The 25,554-nt window shown below is 66.0% G+C and carries 17 protein-coding genes; 6 read left to right on the top strand and 11 right to left on the bottom strand.

Features of this window, described 5'->3' with window-relative positions:
• Window positions 1-107: 107 nt before the first annotated feature.
• The 7 genes from Adu01nite_RS25225 to Adu01nite_RS25195 form a co-directional block, all read right to left on the bottom strand.
• Window positions 108-443, bottom strand: a complete 336-nt coding sequence (locus tag Adu01nite_RS25225) for a hypothetical protein (protein ID WP_239132694.1) — start codon at window positions 441-443, stop codon at window positions 108-110.
• 93 nt (window positions 444-536) lie between these two features.
• Window positions 537-812 carry a hypothetical protein gene (locus Adu01nite_RS25220; protein WP_203729932.1) on the bottom strand — a complete coding sequence of 92 codons (276 nt, stop codon included), beginning with the start codon at window positions 810-812 and terminating at the stop codon, window positions 537-539.
• Between the two features lie 16 nt (window positions 813-828).
• Window positions 829-1,746, bottom strand: coding sequence for a nucleotidyl transferase AbiEii/AbiGii toxin family protein (locus Adu01nite_RS25215; protein WP_203729930.1), 918 nt, complete (start codon window positions 1,744-1,746; stop codon window positions 829-831).
• A complete protein-coding gene (locus tag Adu01nite_RS25210; RefSeq protein WP_203729928.1) occupies window positions 1,743-2,393 on the bottom strand; it encodes a type IV toxin-antitoxin system AbiEi family antitoxin domain-containing protein in 651 nt (216 codons plus the stop codon). Before Adu01nite_RS25210 ends, Adu01nite_RS25215 begins: the two co-directional genes overlap by 4 nt.
• Window positions 2,394-3,281: 888 nt before the next feature.
• Window positions 3,282-4,142, bottom strand: a complete 861-nt coding sequence (locus tag Adu01nite_RS25205) for a hypothetical protein (RefSeq protein WP_203730280.1) — start codon at window positions 4,140-4,142, stop codon at window positions 3,282-3,284.
• On the bottom strand, window positions 4,142-8,125 hold the full coding sequence (locus Adu01nite_RS25200) for a PDDEXK-like endonuclease domain-containing protein (RefSeq protein ID WP_203729926.1): 3,984 nt from the start codon (window positions 8,123-8,125) through the stop codon (window positions 4,142-4,144). The genes Adu01nite_RS25205 and Adu01nite_RS25200 overlap by 1 nt, the downstream gene beginning before the upstream one ends.
• Before the next feature lie 360 nt (window positions 8,126-8,485).
• Window positions 8,486-10,219: a DUF6119 family protein gene (locus Adu01nite_RS25195; protein ID WP_239132710.1), complete on the bottom strand. Its 1,734-nt coding sequence runs from the start codon at window positions 10,217-10,219 to the stop codon at window positions 8,486-8,488.
• A gap of 258 nt (window positions 10,220-10,477) precedes the next feature.
• Here Adu01nite_RS25195 and Adu01nite_RS25190 point away from each other — a divergent pair, with 258 nt between their 5' ends.
• From Adu01nite_RS25190 to Adu01nite_RS25170, 5 genes are all read left to right on the top strand, one after another.
• Entirely contained in the window at window positions 10,478-12,580 is a 2,103-nt protein-coding gene (locus Adu01nite_RS25190; RefSeq protein ID WP_203729923.1) for an N-6 DNA methylase, read from the top strand.
• A gap of 58 nt (window positions 12,581-12,638) precedes the next feature.
• Window positions 12,639-14,684, top strand: a complete 2,046-nt coding sequence (locus Adu01nite_RS25185; RefSeq protein ID WP_203729921.1) for a type I restriction-modification system subunit M — start codon at window positions 12,639-12,641, stop codon at window positions 14,682-14,684.
• A 284-nt stretch (window positions 14,685-14,968) separates the two neighbouring features.
• On the top strand, window positions 14,969-15,925 hold the full coding sequence (locus Adu01nite_RS25180; protein WP_203729919.1) for a restriction endonuclease subunit S domain-containing protein: 957 nt from the start codon (window positions 14,969-14,971) through the stop codon (window positions 15,923-15,925).
• Between the two features lie 128 nt (window positions 15,926-16,053).
• Window positions 16,054-19,104 (top strand): type I restriction endonuclease subunit R, encoded by a 3,051-nt coding sequence (locus Adu01nite_RS25175; protein WP_239132693.1) that lies wholly within the window; start codon window positions 16,054-16,056, stop codon window positions 19,102-19,104.
• A 79-nt stretch (window positions 19,105-19,183) separates the two neighbouring features.
• Window positions 19,184-20,779, top strand: coding sequence for a serine/threonine-protein kinase (locus Adu01nite_RS25170; protein ID WP_239132692.1), 1,596 nt, complete (start codon window positions 19,184-19,186; stop codon window positions 20,777-20,779).
• Between the two features lie 223 nt (window positions 20,780-21,002).
• Here Adu01nite_RS25170 and Adu01nite_RS25165 read toward each other — a convergent pair whose 3' ends face one another.
• Window positions 21,003-22,472: a tyrosine-type recombinase/integrase gene (locus Adu01nite_RS25165; protein ID WP_203729916.1), complete on the bottom strand. Its 1,470-nt coding sequence runs from the start codon at window positions 22,470-22,472 to the stop codon at window positions 21,003-21,005.
• 107 nt (window positions 22,473-22,579) lie between these two features.
• Window positions 22,580-22,765 (bottom strand): helix-turn-helix domain-containing protein, encoded by a 186-nt coding sequence (locus tag Adu01nite_RS47950; protein WP_239132691.1) that lies wholly within the window; start codon window positions 22,763-22,765, stop codon window positions 22,580-22,582.
• Between the two features lie 366 nt (window positions 22,766-23,131).
• Here Adu01nite_RS47950 and Adu01nite_RS25155 point away from each other — a divergent pair, with 366 nt between their 5' ends.
• A complete protein-coding gene (locus tag Adu01nite_RS25155; protein WP_203729914.1) occupies window positions 23,132-23,689 on the top strand; it encodes an AfsR/SARP family transcriptional regulator in 558 nt (185 codons plus the stop codon).
• Between the two features lie 89 nt (window positions 23,690-23,778).
• Here the strand turns inward: Adu01nite_RS25155 and Adu01nite_RS25150 are convergent, their stop codons facing one another.
• Window positions 23,779-24,336 carry a hypothetical protein gene (locus tag Adu01nite_RS25150; RefSeq protein ID WP_203729912.1) on the bottom strand — a complete coding sequence of 186 codons (558 nt, stop codon included), beginning with the start codon at window positions 24,334-24,336 and terminating at the stop codon, window positions 23,779-23,781.
• Window positions 24,333-25,100, bottom strand: coding sequence for a DUF2637 domain-containing protein (locus tag Adu01nite_RS25145; protein ID WP_203729910.1), 768 nt, complete (start codon window positions 25,098-25,100; stop codon window positions 24,333-24,335). Before Adu01nite_RS25145 ends, Adu01nite_RS25150 begins: the two co-directional genes overlap by 4 nt.
• Between the last annotated feature and the right edge of the window lie 454 nt (window positions 25,101-25,554).

Raw genomic sequence — 25,554 nt, 5'->3', positions numbered from 1 at the left:
GACCGGCGCTGCCTCGGTAGGCCCCGCACCGGCCCTTCGTGCGCGAGATGCCCGGCGAGCTGCCGCAGGAGGCGCACCCCCACGGTGCCAGTGCACGAACGAAGGCGTCAGTCCGCTTGGGGCTCGACTCTCTCGATGGACTCGAAAATGTCGGCATCGACCTCTTGCTGCCAGGTCGGCAGGGCCTCCCACGGCGCTACGTAGGCTGGCTTGGGGTTGTCGATCCGCAGAAAGATCTGGGCGGTCCAGCTGGCTGCCACGAATTGGCTCTTCTGAACCCGAGTGAGACGGCGAGCGGCGCCTTCACTGATGCGCAGCAGCTCGGTGACGAGTTGGTAGACCGCGGCCGCGCTGTGCCGCTCCCATTCCGGGGTTTCGTCCCATGGCGCGACGTAGCCCGCTTTGGGTTCCCCGGGGTAGTGCTGTTGACCCCGGCGATCCAAGCCTCGCGGAAGATCTTGCCGGCTTCTACGGCCACTGAAGGAGCCTTCCCATCGAGCTGCTGGTCAGTGCGACGAAAAGACCAGGTGAGCGATTTAGGTGTCCAGGTTGCGTACGTGCGGATCTTGCTTGAACCGGGCCAACTCCGGCCGCAGGTTTTGCAGTTTACGAAGCACGACACCGGACCCGGTCTGCCGGGCATGGTCGAGGGCCGCCGCCCCATAGGTGACCAGCCGCAGCACATCCGGCCGTTGTGCGCTGACCGCCGTAAGGTCGGCGAGCGCGATTCCCCGACGCCGTCCGGACTGATGCTTCTTCAAGAGCTCCAGCAGGATCGGCTCTGCCAAATCTGGCCGGCGCTGTTGGACCACGATCTGGACGGTGGGGTCACTCTGGGGTCCAGGCCCGCGCTGACGGATCCCAGACGCCGGTCGCTGTTGCGTCCAGAATGGGGTCGAAAATCTGGCTTGCAAGGCTCACGGCGGTGTCGTAGTCCGGGACGGTGCCGGGAGCTTCGGCCGCGACCTTCGGGTAGCGCCTTGCCCAGCCGTCGTCGGGCACGATGAATCGGTCGGGAAGTTCAACCTTGCGTATCGCCGCGTTGATGACGACCGCGGTGCGTAGCCGGTCGGCGCTGAAGGTTTGCGTGCTGGCGATGATCGCGATGTCGACGAGGTCCTTGACTCGGCTGCTGTTCGCGGGCTGCCCGTCCCGGACGTAGGTGCCGACCGTCGCGCAGAGCTTGTCGGCCAGATGGTCTGGGATTGGAAAGACCCGATAGTGCGGTCGAACCAGGCCGTCGATGGTGAGCGGCGTCAGCGGCGCGACGACATCCGGCGCGCCTGTCATGGCGGTGCCCACCACGACGTCGATATGGAAGCCGGCAAAGGAAGTCGGGCCGAGTCGTGCGTTGACGTGCACCCGGGCTCCTTTGGCTTCCTCCTGGAGAGGAGCGATCCGGTTGACGTCGAACGCGAAGTGATCGCCGATATCGGCACGAAGTGCAGCACGCAGAGCATCAACGGCGTCGTCGACGACGACTTCGGAGGCGTTGAAGAAGACGTCGACATCCTTGCTGTGCCGAGCCGTAGCGAGCCGGGCTAACAGCGCCCCCGCGCCCTTGAGGACCCACCGGTCGGCGTCGTGGGAACTGAACAGCCGGGCGAGTGCCCGGTCGTAGGCGAACTGCCGCTGGAGTTCGGCGAGTGGGTAGCGCCGGTCGGTACGCGCGATCTGCCCGAAGCGTTCCTTGAGTGCCGTCCTGAACGCCGAAGGCGTCTGATATCGGAACGTGGGCTCGGTCATCGACTCGTTCCCTTGCCGGTGAGTACCTGGGCGAACTCGTCCCCGTTGGTGTGGCCGTAGACGACCGCGTAGGGCGCGACGATGGCGTTGAGCGCCTCATCGCGCAGCAGGCCCAGCGCGAGGGCATCCCGTACGACCTGAGCCACTGCGGACTCGTCCTCGCCGTCAGAGAGCAGATCATCAAGAATCGCCGGTACGGTACGCGCTGGAAGGCCACCCGAGATTTCCCAGCTGTCCGGGCTGATCTGTGACCGGACGCGCAGTTTGATGTCGTGACGTCGTGGTCGCATCCGGGTGGTGGCGTAGAACTCGTGTTCGTGCGGAATCAGGTCACCTAGTCCGCGCAGGTGTGCGGCACTGCGGTGGCTGATAATAAGGTCCGGGGCGGTGGTGCGTTCTTGCCACGACTGGGCGTCGCCTAGTTGGAGCCAGGCAGCGCGTAGCGGGTCAAGGTCAGGGTCTTCAGGCGCGCCCGTGAGCCGATAAACCCGCGTGGCCTGATCGGCGATGGCCAGCGTGCCGTCATCGACGAGGCGGTTCAGGTCTTGACGGGACACCCCGAGTCGGCGGGCTTGTCCTGCGGTGACCATGCCCCACTGCTCGCTGGCCACGGGACTAATCGCGGCTAGCGCAGTGCGTCTCGACATGGAGCGATCGTATCAATAGTGCGACGAACGCTCCAGGTTGCCGCTAGCCAGCCCAACGAAACAGGACTCAGGTGAGTCGCGCCCCGCCGCGATACGGAAACTGCGTGGCCACCGCCGTAGCGACGAGGCCACGCGCCGGGCACCTCGTAAGCGAGGTGCCCGGCGACGCTGCCGCAGGAGGCGCACCCCGCGGTACCGGTGCAGGAACGATCGCCTAACCCCTCGCGAACATCAAGTCGTGCGCCGAAGATGTTTTCCCAGCTCAGAAGCCGCCGCGAGTGCTCCGGCGGTGCTCGGCGAGCGAATGGCAATGGAGATCACCGCTGGGCACCCGCGGTCACGGCCAGGCACGCCGAGCGGCGTGTGCGCGAGATTTGCTCCGCACGTCCTCCGACCAGCGACGGAATCCCCGCCAGTCGACCAGATGACACCAGTGGGCACCCCACAGGACGCCCGGGCACTCGTGGGTATCCCCAGGTCGGTACGATATGGGCCGTAGGCCCTCGTAGCTCAGGGGATAGAGCATCGGTTTCCTAATGTGGACGGACACCGATTCGCCACGCGAACTAGCTGCAGAAGCACCCATCACGCGCCCTGCTGTCACCGAGCATTCGCTCGATTTGTACTCCGCGGGTCGAGCGGTCGACGGGCAGCGGGGAGCGGGGAGCCGACTTCAGACCCGCCCGGATCGTAGATCCAGGGCGTGGCTCAAACTTGGGGACCCGGCGTGACTCGAACCTGGGGCCGAAGGCAACACCATGAGAAACCGGCCGGGATCATCACCGGCGATCTCCCCCGTCTGAGTTTGCGCAGTCTAGGGACTCGTGGCGACGGCCGATGATCCCTATGTACTCGGCGACTTTGCGCGCGCCTTTCGTGGTCGCTGCGCTACGCGGTGGTCGGAGTAGGGGATAGCAGCGCTGCTTCAAGATCGTTTAACAGGGCGTGCACCGGGCCCCAGCACAGCTGAACGGTGTCCAGGTCCGGTATCAGCCCGTACTGGATCTGGTGTCTGGGGTGCACGAAGTTGCGGTAGTCCCGAACCTTCTCCATGAAGTCCTTGGCGTCGGTCTGGACCCAACCCCGCCGATGGGTGTATTCGAGTAGAAGTTGCAGACCCGCACGGTCGGCAGTGAACCGCCGGCCTCCACGGCCGACCAGCCCGTTCCGCCGTACTTCTTCGTCGTGTTCAGTGGCGACGACGTGGAGTAGCCCTTCCACGAAGCTGCCGATTCCGATGATCGCGAGCGCGAATGCTCCGTTGTTCTGGCAGATGCAAGCCTCGTCCGCGCGGGCCATGAGGACCTCGACCACCTTGTTGTCGGTGGTCAGGCGTTGCAGCCTCAGCCGAAGGTCCGGCGGCTGCTCGTAGCGAGGTGAATCGTCTGCTTGGGTCATTTGACCCAGTACGGGGCGCCCGCTGACGTAGCGGACGGTCAGTTGTTCGGACAAGAGGATTCGATTCAGTTCCTCGGCGACTGGTTCTGCCGCGGCCCGACCGTCCTCATATTCCAGCGGGTCACAGATTCGGCACAGTAAGCGGTCGAGGGCGGCGGCGTCGTCGGCGTGGGCGACCAGGGTCTCAACGACCCAAGGGACGCGGGGAGAGCCGTCGTACTCCGAGAGACTCGGCCAGCGGACCCGCCGTAGGAAGCCTTCCGCCTCCCGCCCGGTCTTCTCGTACGGACCTCCAATGTCACAGATCAGCCGGGCGACGCGCTCGATAGTGAGTACGTCCAAGGTGATCATCACGATGCCTCCCGGTCGGTGTATTGTTGGGCGATTTCGAGCGCTTCGGTCAGTCGGCGGACGATGATGGATCCTCGCTTTTGGAAGCCGAGGTCAGACATTGCTTCCTGGATGCGTTCGTCCCGGTCGCGCTGCAGTTGGTCGCTGAGCAGCCAGACGCACAACGAGATCAGGTGGTAGTCGGAGTAGTCGCCGATCCGCAGCCCCGATGGCACCGGAGGTCGTGGTCCCCGTCGGGCCGCCGACACAACAGGCTGGGCTCTCGGCAGAGGCTCCGGCATGGTCCTTGGCTGCGGCGCTTGGTCCGCACGATCGACCGCTTGTCGCCACCGGGCCACCAGTCGGGTCGTCTCACCGGCCGGATCGCGATACCAGTCGGTAGACCAAATGCGGTGGAACTCCCAGCCGAGTCGTTCAAGATGCTGCTGACGTAGCCGGTCCCGGTCCCGGGCGCTGTGCGCATGGTGGTAGTTGTGGCCGTCGGTCTCGACCGCAAGCACCATGCGGCCGGGCTGTTCCGGGTGGGCAAGTGCGAGATCGATCCGGTACCCCGAAACGCCCCACTGCGGCACCACGCCAATGCTTTGGCGCTTGATCGCCTCGTAGACGCTGCGCTCGAGCCCGTTCAGCTCTGCGTCGGTGTGTTGTCGGTCGCCGAGACCGCCGCCGAGGGCGACGAATTCAAGATAGCGGCGCAGAAGTTCGGGGCCGCGGTTCTTGGTGGCTGCGGTCTGGCTGGGGTCCATGTCGTGGTGAGAGAAGGCTGCGACCACCGTCATCCGGTTGCGGGCTCGGGTGACCGCGACGTTCAGCCGCCGCTCTCCGCCGTCCTGGTTGAGCGGCCCGAACCGCAGCGGCAGTTTCCCGTCGCGGGTCTTGGCGTACCCGATGCTTAGGATGATGGCGTCGCGTTCGTCGCCCTGTACGTTCTCCAGGCTCTTGACGAAGAAGCGCTGGCTTGCAGGCCGGTCCTGGGCGAAGAAGTCGTCGAAGGGCTCGTGCTCACGCCTCCGGGCACGCAGCGCGGCCTCGATGCGCAAGGCGTGCTTCTGTCCCATCGTGATGACACCTAGGCTCTCGTCCGGCCGCTGTTCGGCATGCTCGAGGACGAGGTCGACGACCCGGTTGACCTCTTCAGGGGAAGAGCCGCCCTGTCCCGGCGCAACCCGCCCGTCGACCGTTTCCAGACGCAGCGGGCTGTCGACGCGCACGCCGGGGAAAGTGACCAGGGAGCGGTCATAGATCTCGACGTTGGAGAACGCGATCAAACGTTCGTCGCGGCTGCGATAGTGCCAGTTCAGGCGGTAGTTGTCAGAAATCAGTCCGCCGAGCGAGTCGAGGATCGACTCGTAATCGCCGAGATCCTCGTCGAGGAATTCGTCGTCGCTGACGGCCGCTTGCGGGACGAGACGTCGGAAGAACGGAGTGGGCGGGAGCTGCTTCGGGTCTCCCGCAACGACCAGCTGTGAACCACGCATGATGGACGCGACCGCGTCGTGTGGTTCGATCTGGCTCGCTTCGTCGAAGACGACCACGTCGAACACTCGGTCGGCGGGCAGGACCCTGCTTACCACCAGCGGGGACATCGCCCAGCAGGGAAACGCGGCCAGCAGCACGTCTGGTGCCTGGGAGAGCAGTTGTCGCAAAGGCATGTGGCGGCTCTTCTTGGCAGCCTGCTGCCGCACTACGGTGTTCTGGTCTGGGTACTCATCGCGGGTCTTGCGCAGTCGCACGGCTACCTTGCGCCGTACCCTTGCCGCCGCGTACGCGACGTGTGAAGCGTCGGCGGCCCGGAAGTCCTCGATCACCGCAGCGTGCTGTTGGCCGACAAACTGGCCGAGGTACGGCACCCGTATCCGCATTTCGTCGAGGACCACCTGGTTCCAGGCTCGTAGGAGAATTTCTGCTGCCTCGGCAGCACCGAGGTGTCGAATGGCCAGGTCGTCAAGAAGAGAGGCCAGCCCAAGTGCCCGGAACCGTTGCTGCTGCTGGTTGAGATCGGGCATGCGGAACAGAGTGTCGCGGTCGCCTTGCAGCTCAGCGATGGTGGTCTCCGCGTCTGTGGCCGATCGGCGTTCCAGTCCATCGACCTGTGCGCAGGCAGCGACCGCGGCGAGATGATCGCGGACCTGGGTGAATGACGACATGCACAGCCCGGTTCCGGCCAACGTCTGGGGCGTGGCCTCCTGCCGGCTGAGTTTCCGCCACCGATCGCGTTGATCGGCCGCGGCGACCAGGCCCTGATACATCTCAGTCCGATGTCGAGGCACCGCGGGATAGGCCCGCCGCAGGTGACGCCGCAGGTGGAATCTCCGGACAGCCCCGATTGGTTCTGACCGCACCGACCGGAGTCGGCGCGGCGCGGTGGCATAGACGAAATCCTCCAGCTCGGGTCCGAAGATGTCCCCGCCATAGCCGGCGATGGTGCGATCCACGTCGCTTAGCAGCTCGAACAAGTCCGTCCAGGCAGCCAGGTCGTCGGGTACGTCGAGCCCGGCCTGATCGACCAGGTCTCGGATCTGCCGCTTCGCGCCCTGAAGCGCACCGGCGGCCAGTTCGTCGAGATGTACCAGCACTCTGCTCACGTCGTCAGAGGTCCGGATGGCGGCCTTGGACCAGGGCGACTCCCCGCGCCAGACGCGTAGGCCGCCGCGTTCCACGAACGCCCGCAGGTCGTCCGTCAGCTCACTGACGGCATTGCGGTCCAGGTTCAGCAACTGTGAGGCACGCAGGTTGTACCTGCTCACGTCGTACTCTGGCAGGGCGAGCAATCGCTCGGTCACCTCGAACGCGCTGAGACCCCACGGCTGCCTTTTCTCGTGCAACTCTGCCGGATGGCGCTGCGCCGCGTCACGGCGTGCGTGCAGCCGCCGGTGTAGGTCGCTGACGTCGACCGGCGGCTCTGTCTCAGCCTGAGCCAGGGTCGTAGCGATGCGCTGGGCCACCTGCCGCCTGCTGATCTTTCGGTCGTGCAGGTCGAAGACGAGATTGTCGAGCTTGAAGTCGCCGAGCCGGTTCATGACCGCCTCGATGGCGGCTCGCTTCTCGGAGACGAAAAGTACGCTGCGGCCCATCGCCGCCATGTGAGCGATGAGGTTGGCAATGGTCTGGCTCTTGCCGGTGCCGGGTGGCCCTTCGATGACCACATGCCGTCCGGACAGCGCCATGTCGAGGGCCCGCTGCTGCGACGAGTCCGCGTCGTGGACCAGGAACTCCTGCGCCAAATCGATCCGGTCGGCAGTGGAACTCGGGCCGGATGCCGACTCGGTCCGCAGTAGCTGCCGGGCGTCCTGATCTCCTGCCATCGCCGCGATCACCGGATGTGCAGCGAGCAGCTCAGCCGAGCCACGAAGGTCCTTGACCATGGGTAGCTTGTCGAAGCTGAAGACGCCAGCGACGACGGCAGAGTCTAACCACAAAGATAGGCCGCTCGGCTTGACCGCGTCAGCGATCACGTCGTAGGCCGCCCTCAACTGCTCCTCCGGGTCGGTTACCTCGGACAACATGGTGCTCAACTTCTCCGCGAGAGCGTCAATGTCTGCTTCCACGCCGTACTGTCGGTCGAGTGCGTAGAGCAACACGGGGTTGATTTCCGGCGCCTCGGGAAGCTCCAGTGTGAAGTCGCTTTCCGTCGCGGTCCGAGTGTCCAAGGTCATCTGTTGCAGGATCAGCGGAGCTCGCAACGGCGGCATCGGCACCGTCCCGCGTGTGTATGCCTTGTCCATGCAGATCAGCCCGCGGGCCACCCAGCCGGCCTGGATGCCCTGCTCCTCGTCGAGTTCCACCAGCTTGCGCCGCAAAATCCGCGCGCGAGAACACGCAGCAGTGTGATCTTCCTGATCGGCAAAAAGCGTCCGAAGCCGGACCTTCTGACCCGCAAGTAGATCAGCGATTCCATCGACGGCCGCTGCGCCGAGATCGAGCGTGGTGGTCTGCCGTTCCTTGAAATAGAGCAGTGTGTTGCGTGGGCCGAAGTCGATCAATTGGTCTGCCCATCGACTGGCGGCTTGCTGCACGAGGTGATGCGTCCGTGATTGGATCACCGAATTCTTCTCCCGCGTCAGATGAATTGCGCTGATGGAGATCCGCCAAGCCGTCGGCCCGGGGCAGAGCCCTTCAGGCTATGGCTAATTTGAACCAGCCTCGGAGTCGGCATTACGACATTCAGCATCGACCGTGGTCAACGGAGGGGTTCCAGGTATTCATTCACGGGTGGGTGGCGTGAGGGCAAGATGACGGGCACTGGCCGGCGAAGCCGCAGTTGCGGGCGATGGGCAGGCACGCCGCAGCCTCATCGACCCCGCCGGCCTGCCACGCCCCATCGCCCACTCACCTGTGGCACGTCAGGTAGGGATGGAAACGACTTCAACGTCGATACCGTCGCCGCGCAGCCGCCGGACCGTCCGGTAGAGCGCAACCTGCGAGAACGTAAAGAGGGTGTCGACGGTGAGCCGCTTGCCCTCACCGAGCGCGATGGCAAAAACCACCTTGCGCGGACGGAATGTCGTGTCGATGGTGTGCTCCGGCCGTTCGGCGCGTACCTGGTCGACGAGCCGCTCCCGCGCGTCGGCCTCGTTGATCAACGCGTCGGCGGAGACCTCGCCCTGGGCGAACAGGTGGCTCAGCGGCGCCGACCGCTCGGCGCGCTTGACGTGGATCAGTTCGTTGGCGGGCCCGAGCAGGTCGCAGGCTTCGATGCCGGGGCCGCGGCGGTGCTGCCTGGTCTTGAGGAAGTGCTTGTCGAGCAGGACGTATCCGGTTCCCCGCCCGGCGACCATCCGGTTGTAAGCGTCCTCGTCCGCGAGGTCGCCGGTCCACGGGGGCAGGACGACAGTTGAGGGCTGGGTCAGGATCTGCTCGATCTCGGCGCGGAGGAGGGCGAGATGCTCAGCGCCGATCTCGTACCAGCGGCCTTCGCAATAGACCATTCGGACCGCGCCGAGGGAGACCTCCGCGGTGATCCACCTGTGCGCCGCGACCGCCGGGGCAAGCAGTTCGCGGCCGTCCGGGTCGGCGCACAAGCCGATGGAACCGATCTTCAACGTCTCCAGTCGGCGCCCGGCGGGCCGCTTGCGGGTGTTCTCGAGGATCGTGTCCAGGTCGAGGTCGGAAGTGTGGACCGCCCGGTATGGCAGCTTGACCACGTACGACAGGGCTGAGGCTTCGTAGTCGATCTGGGTGGCGGGCACAGCCAGGCCCAGGTCGGGGTGCCCGTCGGCGCCGAGCAAACCGTCGAGGAGTTCGTCGAGCCGGGCTGTGCTGTCTCCCGGGCGCATCGGCCGGATCTGGGCAATGAATTCGAGGTCGGGCGCGGGGGATTCGCGGGCGCAGACCCGGCTGATCTCGCGCAGGTCGTCGATCAGCCCAGCGGGATCGGTGCTCACTGCGATCTGCAGAGACTCGGCGCCGGCGATAGACACCGGGCGGGTGCTACCACGAACGACGGTGAGCTGGGCGTTGGTGAGGTGACCGGACAGCTGACCAACGATTTCGCCGAAGCCCTCGATCGCATAGCGGCGGATGTGCTGACCACCCGGCACTAGGCTGCGCTCGACCCGCCCGGTCGAGGCCAGCACCCGCCGGGTGACCCGGCGAACCTGTTCCGGTTCGATCGCCCGGATCGCGAACGCGATACCGAAGCCGGGGTCGATCCGCTCCGCGTCGAGCATGAACCGGCCGATAGTGCCGTAGGTCAGGGCGTACACCTGATCGTCGACGGCGACGACTAGGACGCAGCCTGCGCTGCTGTGGCTGACCGTCATCGCGTCACCGGTCAGGCCCGTGACAACCGGACACCAATCGGCGACGGGCTGCGGAACGTGCCCGTGGATCAGCAGCGCCGGCGCTCCGGCTACCTCGGTGGTCACGGTGGTGAAGTCGTTGCCGCTCAGGTAACGGTGATTGAGGACGGCCTCGAGGCTTTCCTGGTCGAGGTCGACGCGCAGCCGATAGACGCTCGTGCGATACGTGGACCGGGGTCGGGGCGCGCGGCGAACGGTTCGCCGGCCGCGGGCCGCACCGGCCGGGCGGCGCTTGTCGCCACGGCCGGGCGGGCGGTTGCCTGTGTTCTCACTCATGGAGCGCTTCTCCCTGTTCGCGGTGTGACCCCTGGCCGGCCGAGTGCAACAAGGCCGGGTGGCGCATGTGGAGTGGGTGGATTGCGTTCGCGGCGCGATCCGAATCGCCGGAGCGGTAGGCAGACGGGCCAGACCGGCCAAACCCTAAGCGACTCCGGCCCAACTTGCAAGTGAAAGCACTGTCAAACCGTCTAGACGCTTCCGGCGTAGTGTAGGGTCCGCAATGAAACATCCCAGTACCGACCGACAGGACGTCACATGCCGGACCTCGCCCTGGTGACTGCCGCCGAGATATCCCGGCTGGCCGGGGTCACGCGCGCCACGGTCAGCAACTGGCGCCGGCGACACCCGGACTTTCCCGCGCCGTCCGGAGGAACGGAGGCGAGCCCGGCATACGACCTGGCCTCGGTGCGCGCTTGGCTGGCCGCCCGGGGGCAGCTCCCGGCCGACTCCCCGGCGGACGCCCTGCGCGCCAAGTTGACGACCAAGGCAGCCCCCCTGTGGCTCCTCCCATTGGTGCTGGCCGCTGGGCGGATGGGTCCGGGCGAACTCAAGGACGTCATCGCACTTCCCGACGAGATACTCATGTCCCGGCTCGGGTTGGCGGTTGAGCCTTACCACGACTACGTGCCGGGGATCGACAATCAGCGGTACCGCGACGAAAGTGCTGACCTGCTCCGAGCCCTGCTTCGCAGCGTGGCCGAGGTGGGCGCCGTGCCGACCGCAGAGGCCCTGGCTGAGTACAACTCCGACGACATGGCTAGCGGCGGCAACTACCAGACCCCTGTCCCGCTGAGCGAACTGATCGCCGACCTGCTGGTCACTCCGGGCGAGCCCTACCCGGCTACTGTCTTCGATCCCGCCTGCGGCGGCGGCGGCCTGCTGATCGCAGCCGGGACGCGGGGTGCGACCGAGCTGTACGGCCAGGACGTCGTCGCCGGCTTAGCTGCCCAGGCCGCAGTCCGTATCGCACTGGAGACACCAAACGCGGGGGTGACCGTGCGCGTTGGTGACAGCATGCGTGCCGACGGCTTCCCCGGGCTGATGACGGAGGCCGTGCTATGCGCGCCGCCATACGGGGACCGGGACTGGGGTCACGAGGAATTGGCCTACGATCCACGATGGATGTTCACCCTGCCCCCCAAGAGCGAACCGGAACTGGCCTGGGCGCAGCACTGCCTGAGCCACACACCGCAGGGCGGGAGGGTCGTCATGCTCATGCCACCGGCCACCGCCGAGCGAGCCGCGGGACGCCGTATCCGGGCTGAACTCGTCCGCACCGGCACGCTGCGCGCCGTGATCGCCCTCCCGGCCGGCGCGGCGCCCCCGCTGCACATCGGGCTGCACCTGTGGCTACTCCAACGCCCGTACCAGCAGACGACCCCGGCACAGCACGTCCTCTTCGTCGACACGGCCGCCGCCAACGCGCGCCGCACCGACAAAACAGCGACCCGTCGCCCCACCGCGGACTGGCCCGCCCTGAGCAGCCTCGTGCTCGGCACCTGGCGCGAGTACGACCTGCACCCGGACGCCTTCGACGCGATCCCCGGCACAGCCCACGCCGTGCCGGTCGTGGACCTACTGGACGATGCCGTCGACCTCACGCCGGCACGGCACGTCCGGGCGACACCGGCAGTCGCCCCACCAGAGGAACTAGCCGCCACCGCGCTGGCGGTGCGGGACAGATTGCGGCGTGCCGCTGCCGGACTGACCGCACTCAGCGGCGGACAGCACTGGCCGCCCGCCGGTAGCACAGCGAGGGACTGGCGGCAGGCAACCGTCGCCGATCTCCTACGCGGTGACGCGTTGTCGCTGGTCCGCGCCCCGTTGATGGTCCACCGCGCGGCGGACGCATCACGCGACGAATCAGACCAGGTCAGGACCTTGACGACGCAGGATGTGCTCAATCGCCGGCCCGCCTCCGGGCCCGCCGAACGGGCCGGCGAGGAGATCACCATCGAGACCGGCGACGTCATCCTGCCCGAGATCCTGCACCACGGCGCCAGCGTCGCCCGGGTAGCCACCGATGCCGACGCCGGTCACCTCCTGGGCAGGCAGCTCTACCTGCTACGCCCGGATCCCACCCGCTTCGACCCGTGGTTCCTCGCCGGATTCCTCGCCGCCGAGGATAACCTCAACGCCGCCGCCAACGGCACCAGCATCGTCCGGGTCGACGTACGCCGCCTGCGCTTACCGCTGCTGCCGCTATCCGAGCAGCATCGGTACGCGATGGCGTTCCGCCGACTGCACACGATGCGGGTCGCCGCCGACCTAGCCAACCGCCTGGCCGACGAAGCCGCCCGAGTACTCAGTGCCGGCCTCACCGAAGGGGCCCTGCTTCCACCCGACACCGACACCTGAGCACCGCCGATAGTCCAAAAGGAAGCGCCCCCGTCCCGGTCCTGACGGAAGGAACCCGTTGAACAGCAGCAAGCACACCGAACTGGCGAACCACGCCTGGTCGGTAGCCGATCTTCTCCGCGGCGACTACAAGCAGTCCGACTACGGCAAAGTCATCCTGCCGTTCACTGTGCTGCGCCGCCTGGAGTGCGTCCTGGAACCCGCCAAGGACAACGTCCTCGGTGTATACGACCAGCTCAAAGGCAGGGAGGACGTCGACCTGCCCCGGTTCCTCCGCAAGGCGGCCGGCCACAGCTTCTACAACACCAGCCGCTACACCCTGAAAGCGATCACCAAGGATTCGAGCCAGGCGGCGAAACACCTGCTCGCGTACGTCGGTGCCTTCTCCGAGAACGCACAGGAGGTGCTCGACAAGTACGACTTCCCCCAGCAGATCCGGCGCCTCGACAACGCGAACCTGCTCTATCGGGTGATCGGCCGGTTCGCGGATCTCGATCTGCGGCCCGTCGAGCTCAAGGACGGCAAGCCCGTCCTCGGCGACGACGGCCAGCCCAAGGTCATCGTCTCCAACCACCAGATGGGCTACGTCTTCGAGGAACTGATCCGGCGCTTCGCCGAGCAGTCCAACGAGACCGCAGGTGAGCATTTCACCCCGCGCGAGGTCATCGAACTGATGGTCAACCTGCTCATCGCGCCAGACGATGATGCGCTCAGCATCCCCGGCGCCTCCCGCACGGTCCTGGACCCGGCCTGCGGCACCGGCGGCATGCTCTCCGCCGCCGAGGAGCACATCAAGCAGCTCAACGACGACGCCACCGTCACCGTCTTCGGCCAGGAACTCAACCCGGAGTCGTGGGCCATCTGCCGCTCGGACATGATGATCAAGGGTCAGGACCCGGAGAACATCAAGTTCGGCAACTCGTTCAGCGACGACGGCCACCGCAACAAGCACTTCGACTACATCCTGGCCAACCCGCCGTTCGGGGTGGAGTGGAAGAAGGTCAAAGACGAGGTCGAGCACGAGTACGAAACGCTCGGTGAGAGCGGCCGCTTCGGCGCCGGCCTGCCCCGGATCAACGACGGCTCGCTGCTCTTCCTCCAGCACATGATCTCGAAGATGAAGCCGGTCACCACCGACGGCAAGGGCGGCAGCCGCATCGCCATCGTCTTCAACGGCTCACCACTGTTCAGCGGCGCCGCCGAGTCGGGCGAGTCCCGCATCCGCCAGTGGATCCTGGAGAACGACTGGCTCGAAGGCATCGTCGCACTGCCCGACCAGCTCTTCTACAACACCGGCATCTCCACCTACTTCTGGATCCTGACCAACCGCAAGGCCAGAGGCCACCGCGGCAAGGTCGTTTTGCTGGACGCCCGCGACCAGTTCGCCAAGATGCGCAAGTCCCTCGGAGACAAGCGCAAATACCTGACCAAAGACCAGATCAAAACCATCACCCAGCTGTACGCCGAAGCCCTCGACGCCGCCCAGGACGCCGAGCATCCGATGCACGCCAAGGTGAAAGTCTTCGCCAACGAGGACTTCGGCTACCACCGCATCACCGTCGAACGCCCGCTGAAGCTTCGCTTCGAGATCACCGAGGAGACGCTTACCGAGTTGGTCGCGTCGAAGCCAATCCAGAAGGCAACGAATGCCGAGTCGCTGGCCCATGCCCTGAAGCCGTTGGTCGGCCAAGTGTGGACGACGAAGCGGGAAGCTTGGGACACCCTGCGCAAGACGATGGCCGAAGCCGGAGCGCCGTGGCCTGCAGGCACTCCGTTCCAGAAGACAATGCGCGAAATCGTCGGTGTGCGTGATCCGGAGGGTGAGATACAGCTCGTCAAAGGAAGCCCCGAACCGGACCCAGAACTGCGCGACTACGAAAACGTCCCACTGGACGAGGACATCGACGAATACCTGCGCCGCGAGGTGCTCCCCCACGTCGCCGACGCCTGGATTGACGACGAAAAAACTAAGATCGGATACGAGATCCCGTTCACCCGACACTTCTACGTCTACAAGCCGCCACGGCCTCTCGCCGAAATTGACGCTGAGCTTAAGGCCCTGGAGTTTGAAATTCAAACCCTACTTGGCGAGGTAACCGAATGACCTGGACACGGACACGCCTTAAGTACTTGTGTGTCGACTCAGGGCAGTATGGGCTAAATATCTCGGCAGACCAGTACGTGGGTCAAGGGACTCGCCTGATTCGCACCACAGACATCAGTAGTGGTTCACTTAAGCAAGCCGCGGACGGAGTCTATGTAGATTCTCATGTTGAAGAAAGACATAGACTGCGACAAGGGGACCTACTTTTATCGCGCAGTGGGACCCCTCCAGGTCAATCTTATTCCGTCCAAGCTTCCGAAAGCGAAGCAACCTACGCTGGATACTTGGTCAGATTCCGGCCAAGCCCGGACGTTGATGCAAGATTTCTTGCCTACGTTGCGCGATCAAGCGTATTCCAACAGACAATACTCGCGGAGTCGGTTTCTTCGACAATTCAGAACTTCAACGCAGAGCGATATGCCAACATCACCATTGTCACCCCCTCGCCAGTAGAGCGCCGCCGCATCGCCGACTTCCTCGACTTCGAAACCGCGCGTATCGATCGACTCGACGCCCTCCAACGCAAAGCCGTCGCACGCCTCGAAGAGCGTGACTCCGCCCTGCTTGATGCAATGATCGATGGGCTCGCGGCAAGCAGCGGGGCGGTCCCCTTCAGAAGATACATCGACGGAATGGACCAGGGCAGCAGTCCGCAGTGCGATGCCACGCCAGCCGGACCGGATGAGTGGGGCGTATTGAAGGTCAGCTGCCTCAGGCCAGGATCTTTCTATCCCGACGAGAATAAGCGCTTGCCTGAGGACGTCATTCCAGATGTCCGTCGCGAGGTTAAGGAGGGCGACCTCCTCATCACACGTGCCAATACCCCGCAACTGGTCGGTTCGACCGCCGTTGTTCCCTCAACACGACGTAAACTGCTGCTTTCGGACAAGATTTTTCGCGTTCGAGTCTCGGCCACAATGGATCCTCAATACATTTCTTTGGTCGCTCGCGGCAGCCGCATCCGAGCTCTGTGTGGAGTCGTCTCGAACGGCGCTTCGCAGTCGATGGCGAACGTTCGCTTCGAAGAGATCAAGGATTGGCCTATTCCGTCGGCCAGCCTGACTGCACAACGCCGCGCGATCGCAATGATAGACGATGAAACGCGGCGTACTCAGGCGCTGCGCATAAAGATCGACAAGCAGCTTGCCTTGCTAGCTGAACGTCGGCAAGCGCTGATCACCGCAGCCGTCACCGGAAAGATTGACGTGTCTACCGCCAGCGGGCGAGGAATTGAGGACTGAAGACCATGAGCCCGATCCATCATGAGTCTGCGTTTGGTGACGCCATCGTCGCCTCGCTTGCCGCCGGAGGATGGGAGGTGGGGAGCAGCGCAGACTATCGGGCTGACATCGGGTTCGATACCGGTCGGTTGTTTGAGTTCGTCGGCGATACCCAGGCGGCCGAGTGGGCTGACGTGGTGGACTTCTACGGCGGTGATCCGAATGCCGCGCAGCGGGGCTTCGTCAAGCGGCTCGACCAGGCGATCACCAGCGATGGGCTGCTCGACGTACTGCGCAAAGGTGTCAAGGACCATGGTGTACGCATCCGGGTCGCGTACTTCAAGCCGTCGTTCGTGGAGTCAGACGAGATCCTGGCCGACTACAGGAAGAACCGGCTCAGCGTCGTGCGCGAGTTGGCGTATGCGACCAAGCAAGCCGACAGAGGCAACCGGCTCGATCTCACCCTCTTCCTTAACGGGATCCCGGTCGCCACGGCCGAGTTGAAGAACCCGCTGACCGGCTCGGGGGTGGAGCACGCCAAGGAGCAGTACCGGAAAGAGCGGGACCCTACCGAGCTGATCTTCGCCCGGCGGGTGATTGCCAACTTCGCGGTGGACCCCGATCTGGTCTTCGTGACCACCCAGTTGCGCGGTAAGGCGACCCGGTTCCTGCCGTTCAACACCGGCTCAGAAGGGCCGGGTCGGCCTGGCGGCAAGGGCAACCCGTCCGCCACCGAGTTCGGCAAGTACGCCACCTCGTACCTGTGGGACGAAGTCTGGCAGCGAGACAATTGGCTCGACATGTTGGAGCGCTTCGTCCACCTGCACAAGGAGAAGGGCGCGGACGGGCGTACCCGCAAGAATTTGATCTTTCCGCGCTATCACCAGTGGCATGTGGTGCGGATGCTGACGGCGCACGCGGCCCGGCATGGCGCAGGGGACAACTACCTGGTCATGGCGTCGGCGGGGTCGGGGAAGTCGAACACGATCGCCTGGCTTGGGCATCGCCTGTCGTCGTTGCATACCTCGACCGACCCGGACGAGTTGGAAACGGACGCGGTTGCTGCCGGGTTGAAGCCGGGCTCGCCGGTCTTCGACAAAATCATCATCATCACCGACCGGCGAAACCTGGACTCGCAGCTCCGCGAGACGGTCGGTAGCTTCGAGCAGACCGCTGGCCTGGTCGTGAAGATCGACGAACAGCACGGGTCGAAGTCGGAGCAACTCGCCAGAGCACTCTCCCAGGAGACTGGGAAGATCGTCACGGTTACGCTGCACACCTTCCCGGCGCTGGTGGACTATCTACGGCGCACGCCCATCGAGATCCAGGGCAGCCGGTTCGCGATCATCGTGGACGAGGCGCACTCGTCGCAGTCCGGCGACGCCGCCGCTTCCGTTCGCGCGGTGCTGCGCGACCTGGGCTTGGACGCCGATTCCGACGACCCGGGCGCGATCACCGCGCCGGCGACCGACGTAGATGCACAGCTGGCAGCCAGTGCGCGGAAGCGGCAGCGGGCCGCGAACCTGTCCTACTTCGCGTTCACCGCGACGCCGAAGGCCAAAACCCTCGAAGGCTTCGGGACGCTCGGCGAGGACGGGAAGTACCACCCGTTCCACACGTATTCGATGCGGCAGGCCATCGAGGAGGGGTTCATCCTCGACCCGCTGCAGAACTACGTCACCTACAACACCTACTGGAAGCTCGTCAACGAGAACCCGGACGAACGGGAAGTCGACCCGGCAAAGGCGAACCCGCTGCTGGCCCGGTACGCGCTGACACACGACTCCACCGTCGCCCAGCACGCGCAGATCATCGTCGAGCACTTTCGGGCGCACAGCGCCGGGCGGCTCGGCGGCCGGGCCAAGTCGATGGTGGTCACGGCGTCGCGGCACAGCGCCGTGCAGATGGCCCGATCGATCAAGCGATACCGGGACGACCGCGGCTACGGCGACCTCGGGGTGTTGGTGGCGTTCTCCGGCACCCTCACATACGACGGTGAGGAGACCACCGAGGCCAGGGAGAACGGCGGTTTGCCGGAGACCGCCCTGCCCAAGGCGTTCGGTTACACCAGGGCCGACGATAAGGCCACCCGGACCGGCGGCGCCGGGCAGCCCGAATATCGGATCCTGGTCGTCGCCGAGAAATATCAGACCGGCTTCGACCAGCCGCTGCTCACCACCATGTACGTCAACAAGACGCTGACCGGCATCGCCGCAGTGCAGACCCTGTCCCGGCTCAACCGGACCATGGATCGCAAGGCCCAGCCTGACCTGGCCGTCTTGGACTTCGTCAACGAGGCCGACGACATCAAGGAGGCATTCCGCCCGTACTTCGAGGAGGCCGCCACCTTGCCGTCCGACCCCAACTTGATGTTCACCGCGCAGAGCAAGGTGATGGCCGCCGAGCTGCTCGTCGACGCGGAGATGCAGGAGTTCGCGGCGGCCTACCTGGCGGCCGAGCAGGAGGCTGCCGGAAGCACGGCGAAGTGGGAGAAGCTGCACGCCGAGCTGTACCGGCACCTGGACCCGGCGGTAGAACGCTTCGCCGACCTGCTCAACAGCGACGACGAGGAAGACCAGGCGAACGCCGAGGCCTTCCGCGCAGACCTGAACGACTACGTCCGCAAGTACAGCTTCCTCTCCGGCATCGTCCCCTACGCCGACGCCGAACTGGAGCGGCTCTACCTCTACGGGCGGCACCTGCTCAACCGGCTGCCTCGCCGTGACGACGGCGGCGTGGACATCGGCGAGGTCGACCTCAGCCACCTGCGGGTGGAGCACACCGGTGACCACAACGTCAGCCTCGTCCCCGAGGGCGAGACCGAGCTGAAGGGCTTCGGCGACGGCACCGGCGGTGCCAAAGAGCCGGAGAAGTCGCTGCTTTCGGAGCTGATCGAGAAGTTCAACGAGAAGCACGGCACCGAATTCACCGAGCAGGACGTCATCACGCCCTTCAACGAAGCCCTCGACGACCCGAAGGTGCGCCTGGCCGCGGTCGCCAACGACGAGGAGAACTTCGGCCACGTCTTCGACCCGGTATTCGAGGACAAGATGATGGACCACTTCGACACCATGGCCGACATGGGCCGCAAGTACTTCGACCCGCAGGAGGACTTCCGCAGCTCACTCAACCGCAGTGCCCGCAGCGCCGCCTGGCGAATGATCCGCCGCCAGGCGGGCGTCGAGGACGACGCGGCCTGACCGTCCGAGATCCCTTTAGCCTGGACGCCGCAGAGTCCACACGAGACACTGGGCCGGACCGGGTCATCGACACGCGGGGGTGACGGTGCGGGCAGAGCCGATCGCCGGCCGGTACGAGTTGGTCGACGAGATCAGCACCGGCGGCATGGGTCAGGTCTGGCGCGGATACGACGGTGTCCTCGACCGCGAGGTCGCCGTCAAGCTCATCCGCCCGGACGTGATCTCCACGGCCGAGCTGGCCGAGGAGTTCGCCAAGCGGTTCCGCCGCGAGGCCCGGGTCACCGCCCGCATCCAGCACCACGGCGTTCCCCAGGTGTACGACGCGGTCCTCGACCGTACCTACGACCGCGTCTACCTGGTCATGGAGTACGTCCGCGGCATCTCGCTGCGTGCTTACATCGATCCGGTCCGGCCGCTGCCGGTCGACTGGGCGGCGGCCATCGCGGCCCAGATCTGCACCGTGCTTTCCCACGCACACGCGATCCCCGTCGTGCACCGCGACTTGAAGCCCGACAACGTTCTGGTATCCGCCGACGGTGAGATCAAGGTGCTCGATTTCGGCATCGCCGCCATCCTGCGCACCGACGTCACCCGCCTCACCGCGACTGGCAGTGTGGTCGGCACCCACCACTACATGCCGCCGGAACAGATCCAGGGCGGCCAGATCAGCCCACAGAGCGACCTGTACGCCCTCGGTTGCGTGTTGCACGAGCTCCTCGTCGGCACAACGCTCTTCGACGGCACCAGCGACTTTGAGTTGATGCGTCAGCACGTTTATGACGCACCCCGCCGCCTCCGAGAGATACGCGCTGACGTACCCGAAGCCCTCGAGGCGCTTGTCCTCGACCTGACCGCTAAACAGCCTGAGCTGCGGCCCCGGGATGCGTACGACGTCTATGACCGTTTGCTGCCCTTCCTTCCCGAAGCGGGCGCTCGACCGCCCGCGGCAGGGCCTGCGCCGGCCGGTGTACCCGACCCCACGCTGCTTTACCGCCACCCCAACGCCCCACGGCCTCGAGTCGCCACCGGCGTACCTGACCAGCCGGTGCCGGCGCCAGCTCCGTCGCCCGAGACAGCGCCGGCAACCGACCTACGCGGAGCAATCCGAGCCGCGATCTCAACATCCGACGAGCTGCTCGACGACGAGCGGTTTGCCCAGGCTGCCGAGGCGCTGCAACAGGTCATCGAGCCCGCAGCGGCGGCCCTCGGCATCGAAAGCCGGCGCGTGCTCAGCCTGCGTCAGCGCCGCGCCGCGATCCTCGTCGTCGGCGGCGATCTCCGGGCAGCCCTGCCTGAATTCGACGCCCTGTACGCGGCCTTCGTTCGAACCGGCGGCCCCAACACCGATGACGCGCTCGAATGCCTGCGCCAGGCGGCGCACTGCCGTGCGGAGCTGGGTCAGGCCACAATCGCGCTGCGGCAGTTTCGTCAGGTCCTCACCCACGTCCGCGCCCGCGACGGCGATGTCTCCACCGAGGCGGTGGACTTGCGCCGAAACATCGCGATGTTGCTGCTCGCCGAGGGCGACACGGAAGAGGCGGTCGCGGAACTGGTGCCGCTGCACGACGATTTCCTCGTGCTGTACGGCCCGGACCATGAGGAGACCCGGGAAATCGCCGAGATTCTCGCCCGGCTGCGCGCTTCCCTGGGGTCGAGGGGGATAACCGACCGGTAGGACTACAGTAGGCAGGCGCTGCAGCAGCCATCGACAATGATCCGGGTGGGCTCGTGTTTACCGTAAGCACCTGTGAACCGAAGTAGAGCTTCGGATGGTTGCCGAGACTGAGTGGCTCCGAATTCGCTGGTTACGAGACCGAGTAGTTGCGTGCAGACGAGCGCCAGCGAGATCGTCTCCATGCCGATAACGCCGTGGAGGCACAGGACCTCTGCGGCAGGACTCACGCCGCGCCTCTTCGCTTGGCTTTGATGCGTTCCGCGACCGCTCCAGCGGCCTCGTGGTGCAGTTCTTTGGCGACGCTCTGGTACGTGTCGCGCGTCAGGGTCGTGGTGGAGTGGCCGAGTTGTTCGGAGACGACTTTGATGTCGATTCCGGCTTCGAGGGCGATCGTGGCGGCGCAGTGGCGTAGGTCGTGGAGGCGGATGGGTGGGAAGCCGCCGCGTTTGATGAGGCGGCGGAAGCGCTGGGAGATCGAGGCGGGGTGCCAGGCTCTGCCGTCGGGACGGACGAAGAACAGGCCGGTGTCTGGCCAGGAAGCTCCAGCAGCAAGTTGCCACTTCGCTCGCTGGACCTTGTAGCTGGTGAAGAGGGCGACGGTATCCGGGTCGAGGATGACGTCGCGGTTGCCGGCTTCGCTCTTGGGCTTCTTGTGACGGATACTTCCGCCGCCGTACGTGGTGATCTGGTTGATGATGCCGATCTCGGCTTTGCGGAGGCGGACTTCGGCGTCGAGCAGGCCGCAGGTTTCGCCGCGGCGGGTGCCGCGGTAGGCCATGAGGTGCAGCATCGGGTGGATGTCGGGTGCGTGGTCGGCGGCGTAGTCGAGGAAGTCGGCGAGTAGTTCGTCGGTCCAGACCATGACGGGGCTGGGGACTTCGCCGGTGGCTCGCCAGCGTTCGACGCGTTCGGGTTCCCAGACGATCGGCCTCGACCGATTGTTGCGGGTCTTCACCAGGGCGGCGGGGTTGGCTACGCCGGCGATGATGCCTTCGCGGAGGGCGTCGTTGAAGGCCTTGCGCAGGGTGGCGCGGATGCGGGAGCGGGTCGCCTCCCCGGTGGGCCGTTTACCGGCGACGCTTTTGCGTACCGCGGGGTCGGGGTCGTTTCGCTTGGCGAGGATTTCCTCGTTTCGTTCTTTGATTTTGCGGATGAGGGTGTGGATGTGGTGCGGGCGGAGTTGGTCGAGGGCGACGTCGCCGAGGTGCGGGATCAGGTGGGTGGTGATGTGGTTGGCGTAGCTGCGGCGGGTGTTCTCGTCGATCTCGATGTCGACGACCCAGCCGGTCAGGTATTGGGCGAGGGTGGGGATGCCGCCGAGCGCGCTGTCGGTCTTCAGGCGGAACCGGACGGTGTCGAGATCGGGCAGTTCGCCGGTCGCGCGGCGGGCGGCCTGGATGAGATTCGCGACCTCGGTCAGCCGTTTCGGGTCTTTGCCGGCGAGGTCGAGCAGCCGGCGGACCTGGTCGATTTCGTCTTGTGCGGCGTCGCGGTTCTCGAAGCCGGTGCTGGGCCGTAGTTGGCGTCGTTTCCCGTCGGCGGTCGGGGGGAGTTCGAGCTGGTATGCCCACTGACCGTGGGTGAGGCTCCAGGATCGGTTGGCGCGGCGTAGTTTCGGGCATTTGTTGCGCAGTGGTTGGCCGGTATCAGGGCCCTTGCAACGGCAGACTTTGAACGGGGTGTCGGTGGCCACGAGGTGGACGCTCCCAGCGTACGAGGGTTGGTGTGCAGCGGTTTTTCGGTGATCGCACGACATTCACGCTCTGCTCCTAACATTGATCAAGTCGTCTTGGCGGATGGCTACGGCGCTTCGCTGCTGGTCGCGGCTGGTCCGCTCGGCGGCGGGTGAAGAGCGGTGATCAGGGCCGCCGTGGGGACGCGGTACTGGGCACCGACGCGTATGAGGGGTAGCGGGAATGCTCCGTGGCGGGCGAGCCGGTAGGCGGTGTTGCGGGAGATGCCGAGGAACTTTCCGGCGGTGACCACGTCGGTGGTGGCGCCGAGTGCTTGCAGGTCCTCGATGTTCGAAGTGGAGTCGCCGGGCGTTTCAGGGCCGGCGGGTGTGCGGGTGCGGCGACGATCGGTCAGGGTGACTCCCAGTCGTGATGGCAGATTTGAGCAGGCGGGATCGGCCCAGCCGCGCTGACGTTATTGACGTCCGTGCTGGGCGATTGATGCGTTACCGTCCTGCCCATGCATGATCGGCCCGGCGGTCGCGATGCCGGAGACGTGGCTTCCTGGCCGGATGCCCGCACCCTCCCGGTTCTCGGACGCCCGGAGCGGCTGCCCGGCGGGACTGGCGGCGATTCTCGTGCGGTGATCAGGGTGCGGGTGCTCGGGAGGCCAGAGATTGTGGGTGTTCCCGCGGAGGTGCATGTCCGGAAGAACGCCCTGGAGTTCTTGACGTATCTGATCGCGCGCGGCGGCAGCGCGTACCAAGACGAGATCGCCGCTGACCTGATGCCTGAGCCGTCCCGGCGCAAGGCCGCGGAGCGGATGCATACCTACACGTACAACCTGCGGCAGATCTTCACCCGGCTCGGCGGCGACGGCAGCGACCTGCAGTTGCAGCGGCACCGGTACGTGTTGGAGCGCGCCGGTTTAGAGGTCGACTTGTGGACGATGCTCGACGCTGTCGCGGACGCCGCTGCCGCATCCGATCAGCAGGCCCGGGTCGCGGCGTTGCGCCGGGCGGTGGACGCCTACACCGGGCCGTTCGCCGACGGCGCCGGTTACTTGTGGCTGACCGGCTATCGGTACCTCATACGCCGGGAGTACGTCGAGGCGGTGGTCGCTCTCGCCGACAACCTCGCCGGCCCCGCACGGGCGGTGCTGGAAGAGGGCCGACAGCACCATCCGTACGACGAGCGGCTCGCCGCCGTCCTGAAAGGGTTCACGCCGACGCGGTGAGCGGCGTTTGCCCGCGGCCGAGACGGGGCCGTCCTGCCTGTTGTGGCGGCGGGACAGCCCCGTTCAGGCGGTGCGAGGTGTGAACCGGGTTACTTGGTGGTGCCGGTGGTGTTCTCGTTTTCGCGGGCGAAGACGTTGAGCACCTGGACGGCCTGTCGCAGGCTGGCGTAGGCGACAGTCGGCTTCTTCGTGATCAGATCGTCGAGCAGCTGTTCGACGAGGGCGATCACCGGTTCGGTACGGATCACCTCGGAGGGGCTGGCGAGCAGCCACGCCTTGGCGAACCGTGTCGATTCCCCCGGCCGCGAGACGGCCTCGCGACCGAGGAGCCGGTCGCTTTCCGCCTCGTCATCGAGGTCGGCACGGCCGCGGTCGACCACCTGTCGGTTGACGTTGCGGTCGCTACCGGCGAGCACGGTGAGCAGACTGACCGCGCGCCGCAGGGCACGAAGTGCCTGCGGTGCCGGGATCTGATCGTCGCGTAGCGTCGCCGCCAGTTCGCGGACGACCGCGATCACCGGCACGGTACGCGCGGTGCGGCGCCGGAACTGGTGCAGCCACGCCTGGGCGAACCAGTCGGAGTCGTGATCCATGACCGGACGGTCCGGCGGGAAGATCTCCGGGAAACGTTCTGAGAGCGTTGTCATGATGTATCACCTCCCTCCTGTCGGGGATTCACGTCAGCGCCGTGATCACGCTGCTGGAGTGGGCTTTGGGGCGGCCGGCCCGGGCTGCTGGCCCGGTACTGGCGGGTCGGTGGCGGCTCCCGCTCAGACCTGAGCGCCTTGAGCAGCGCGGAGGCCTTGGAGTTGGAGACGCTGTTGCCACCGGCTCGCAGGTGGTGAGCGAGCGCGCCGCGGGTCAGGGGTTCGCCGTTGACGGCCAGGTGGTCTCTGACCGCTCGGGCGGCGGGTAGCACCGTCCGCAGGTCTTCCACCTCAGCGGACGGTCCGCGGGACCGGCGCCGGACCGGTGCGGACCGCTTATCCGGGTCTGCTGCGTCGCGGACCAAGGGCGCGTCGGCGGGGCGGTTCCCGAACTCGGCGCGGACCGCGGGATCGCCGAGTGTCGAGGCGGACGGTTCCCCGGTGTGGCTGAGCGCGACCTTGACCATGACCAGGAAACCCAGTGCCGGGATGGCGGCGGCCGTCCAGCCGATGGGCGACGGTTCGGCTTCGACGACCTGTGCCGCCAGGGACAGCACGACCGCGCAGCCCAGCACCACGGCGGGGAAACGGGCTGAGGTGTGCTCGCGTCGGAGGCGGCGTAGTTCCAGGCCGGAGGCGATCGACATCAACTCGAGGACGATCGCGTCGGCCCAGGCGAGCCAGCCCGGTTGCCCGTGGCCGGCGGCAACGTTGTGGACGTGGGTGAAGCTCGCGGCTCCGGCGGCTGCGCCGATCGCGAGCATGATCAGGATCTGGGCCAATCCCTCGGCGCGGTTGCCGCGGACGGTCCGGTCAGGCGAACGACTCGCTGCTACGGGACCACCTCCCGCGGACCCGTCCGTGCCGTGAGCACCGAACGGCGATCACGACACGGTTCCCCGTCGTGAACGCGGCGGGACGAGAAGGCGGAAGCGTGCAACCGCTGGCTGGACTTCATGGTGTAGCTCCTCCGGTCGATGTGGACGAAAGCCGCACCCGGACGGGTGCCGGCAACGATGTGATGGGGCGGCGGGACGATAGCGTCGGCATCTGTCAACACCGCCGCCGTTCGTGCTCTGACAGAAAGCGGTGTCTGTCGGCCAGCACGAAACGATCTCCACGGTGAGTGTCATTTCGGGGAACGGCCGGCCGGGCGTCTACGCCGCCGCTATCAGGTCTCGACCGCCCAGTTCGGCAAGGCGCAGGCGCCGTCCCCCC

The sequence above is a fragment of the Paractinoplanes durhamensis genome, from assembly GCF_016862175.1.
In the GTDB taxonomy this organism is placed as follows: Bacteria; Actinomycetota; Actinomycetes; order Mycobacteriales; family Micromonosporaceae; genus Actinoplanes; species Actinoplanes durhamensis.
Note: the sequence above shows the minus strand (reverse complement) of the source record. Positions and strands in the feature narration are given on the sequence as shown.

Bases quoted from the DNA above. Each gene is read 5' to 3' on its own strand.
- Adu01nite_RS25215 (WP_203729930.1), bottom strand. From the start codon at position 1,746: ATGACCGAGCCCACGTTCCGATATCAGACGCCTTCGGCGTTCAGGACG.
- Adu01nite_RS25210 (WP_203729928.1), bottom strand. From the start codon at position 2,393: ATGTCGAGACGCACTGCGCTAGCCGCGATTAGTCCCGTGGCCAGCGAG.
- Adu01nite_RS25205 (WP_203730280.1), bottom strand. From the start codon at position 4,142: ATGATCACCTTGGACGTACTCACTATCGAGCGCGTCGCCCGGCTGATC.
- Adu01nite_RS25195 (WP_239132710.1), bottom strand. From the start codon at position 10,219: ATGAGTGAGAACACAGGCAACCGCCCGCCCGGCCGTGGCGACAAGCGC.
- Adu01nite_RS25190 (WP_203729923.1), top strand. From the start codon at position 10,478: ATGCCGGACCTCGCCCTGGTGACTGCCGCCGAGATATCCCGGCTGGCC.
- Adu01nite_RS25150 (WP_203729912.1), bottom strand. From the start codon at position 24,336: ATGACAACGCTCTCAGAACGTTTCCCGGAGATCTTCCCGCCGGACCGT.
- Adu01nite_RS25145 (WP_203729910.1), bottom strand. From the start codon at position 25,100: ATGCTCGCGATCGGCGCAGCCGCCGGAGCCGCGAGCTTCACCCACGTC.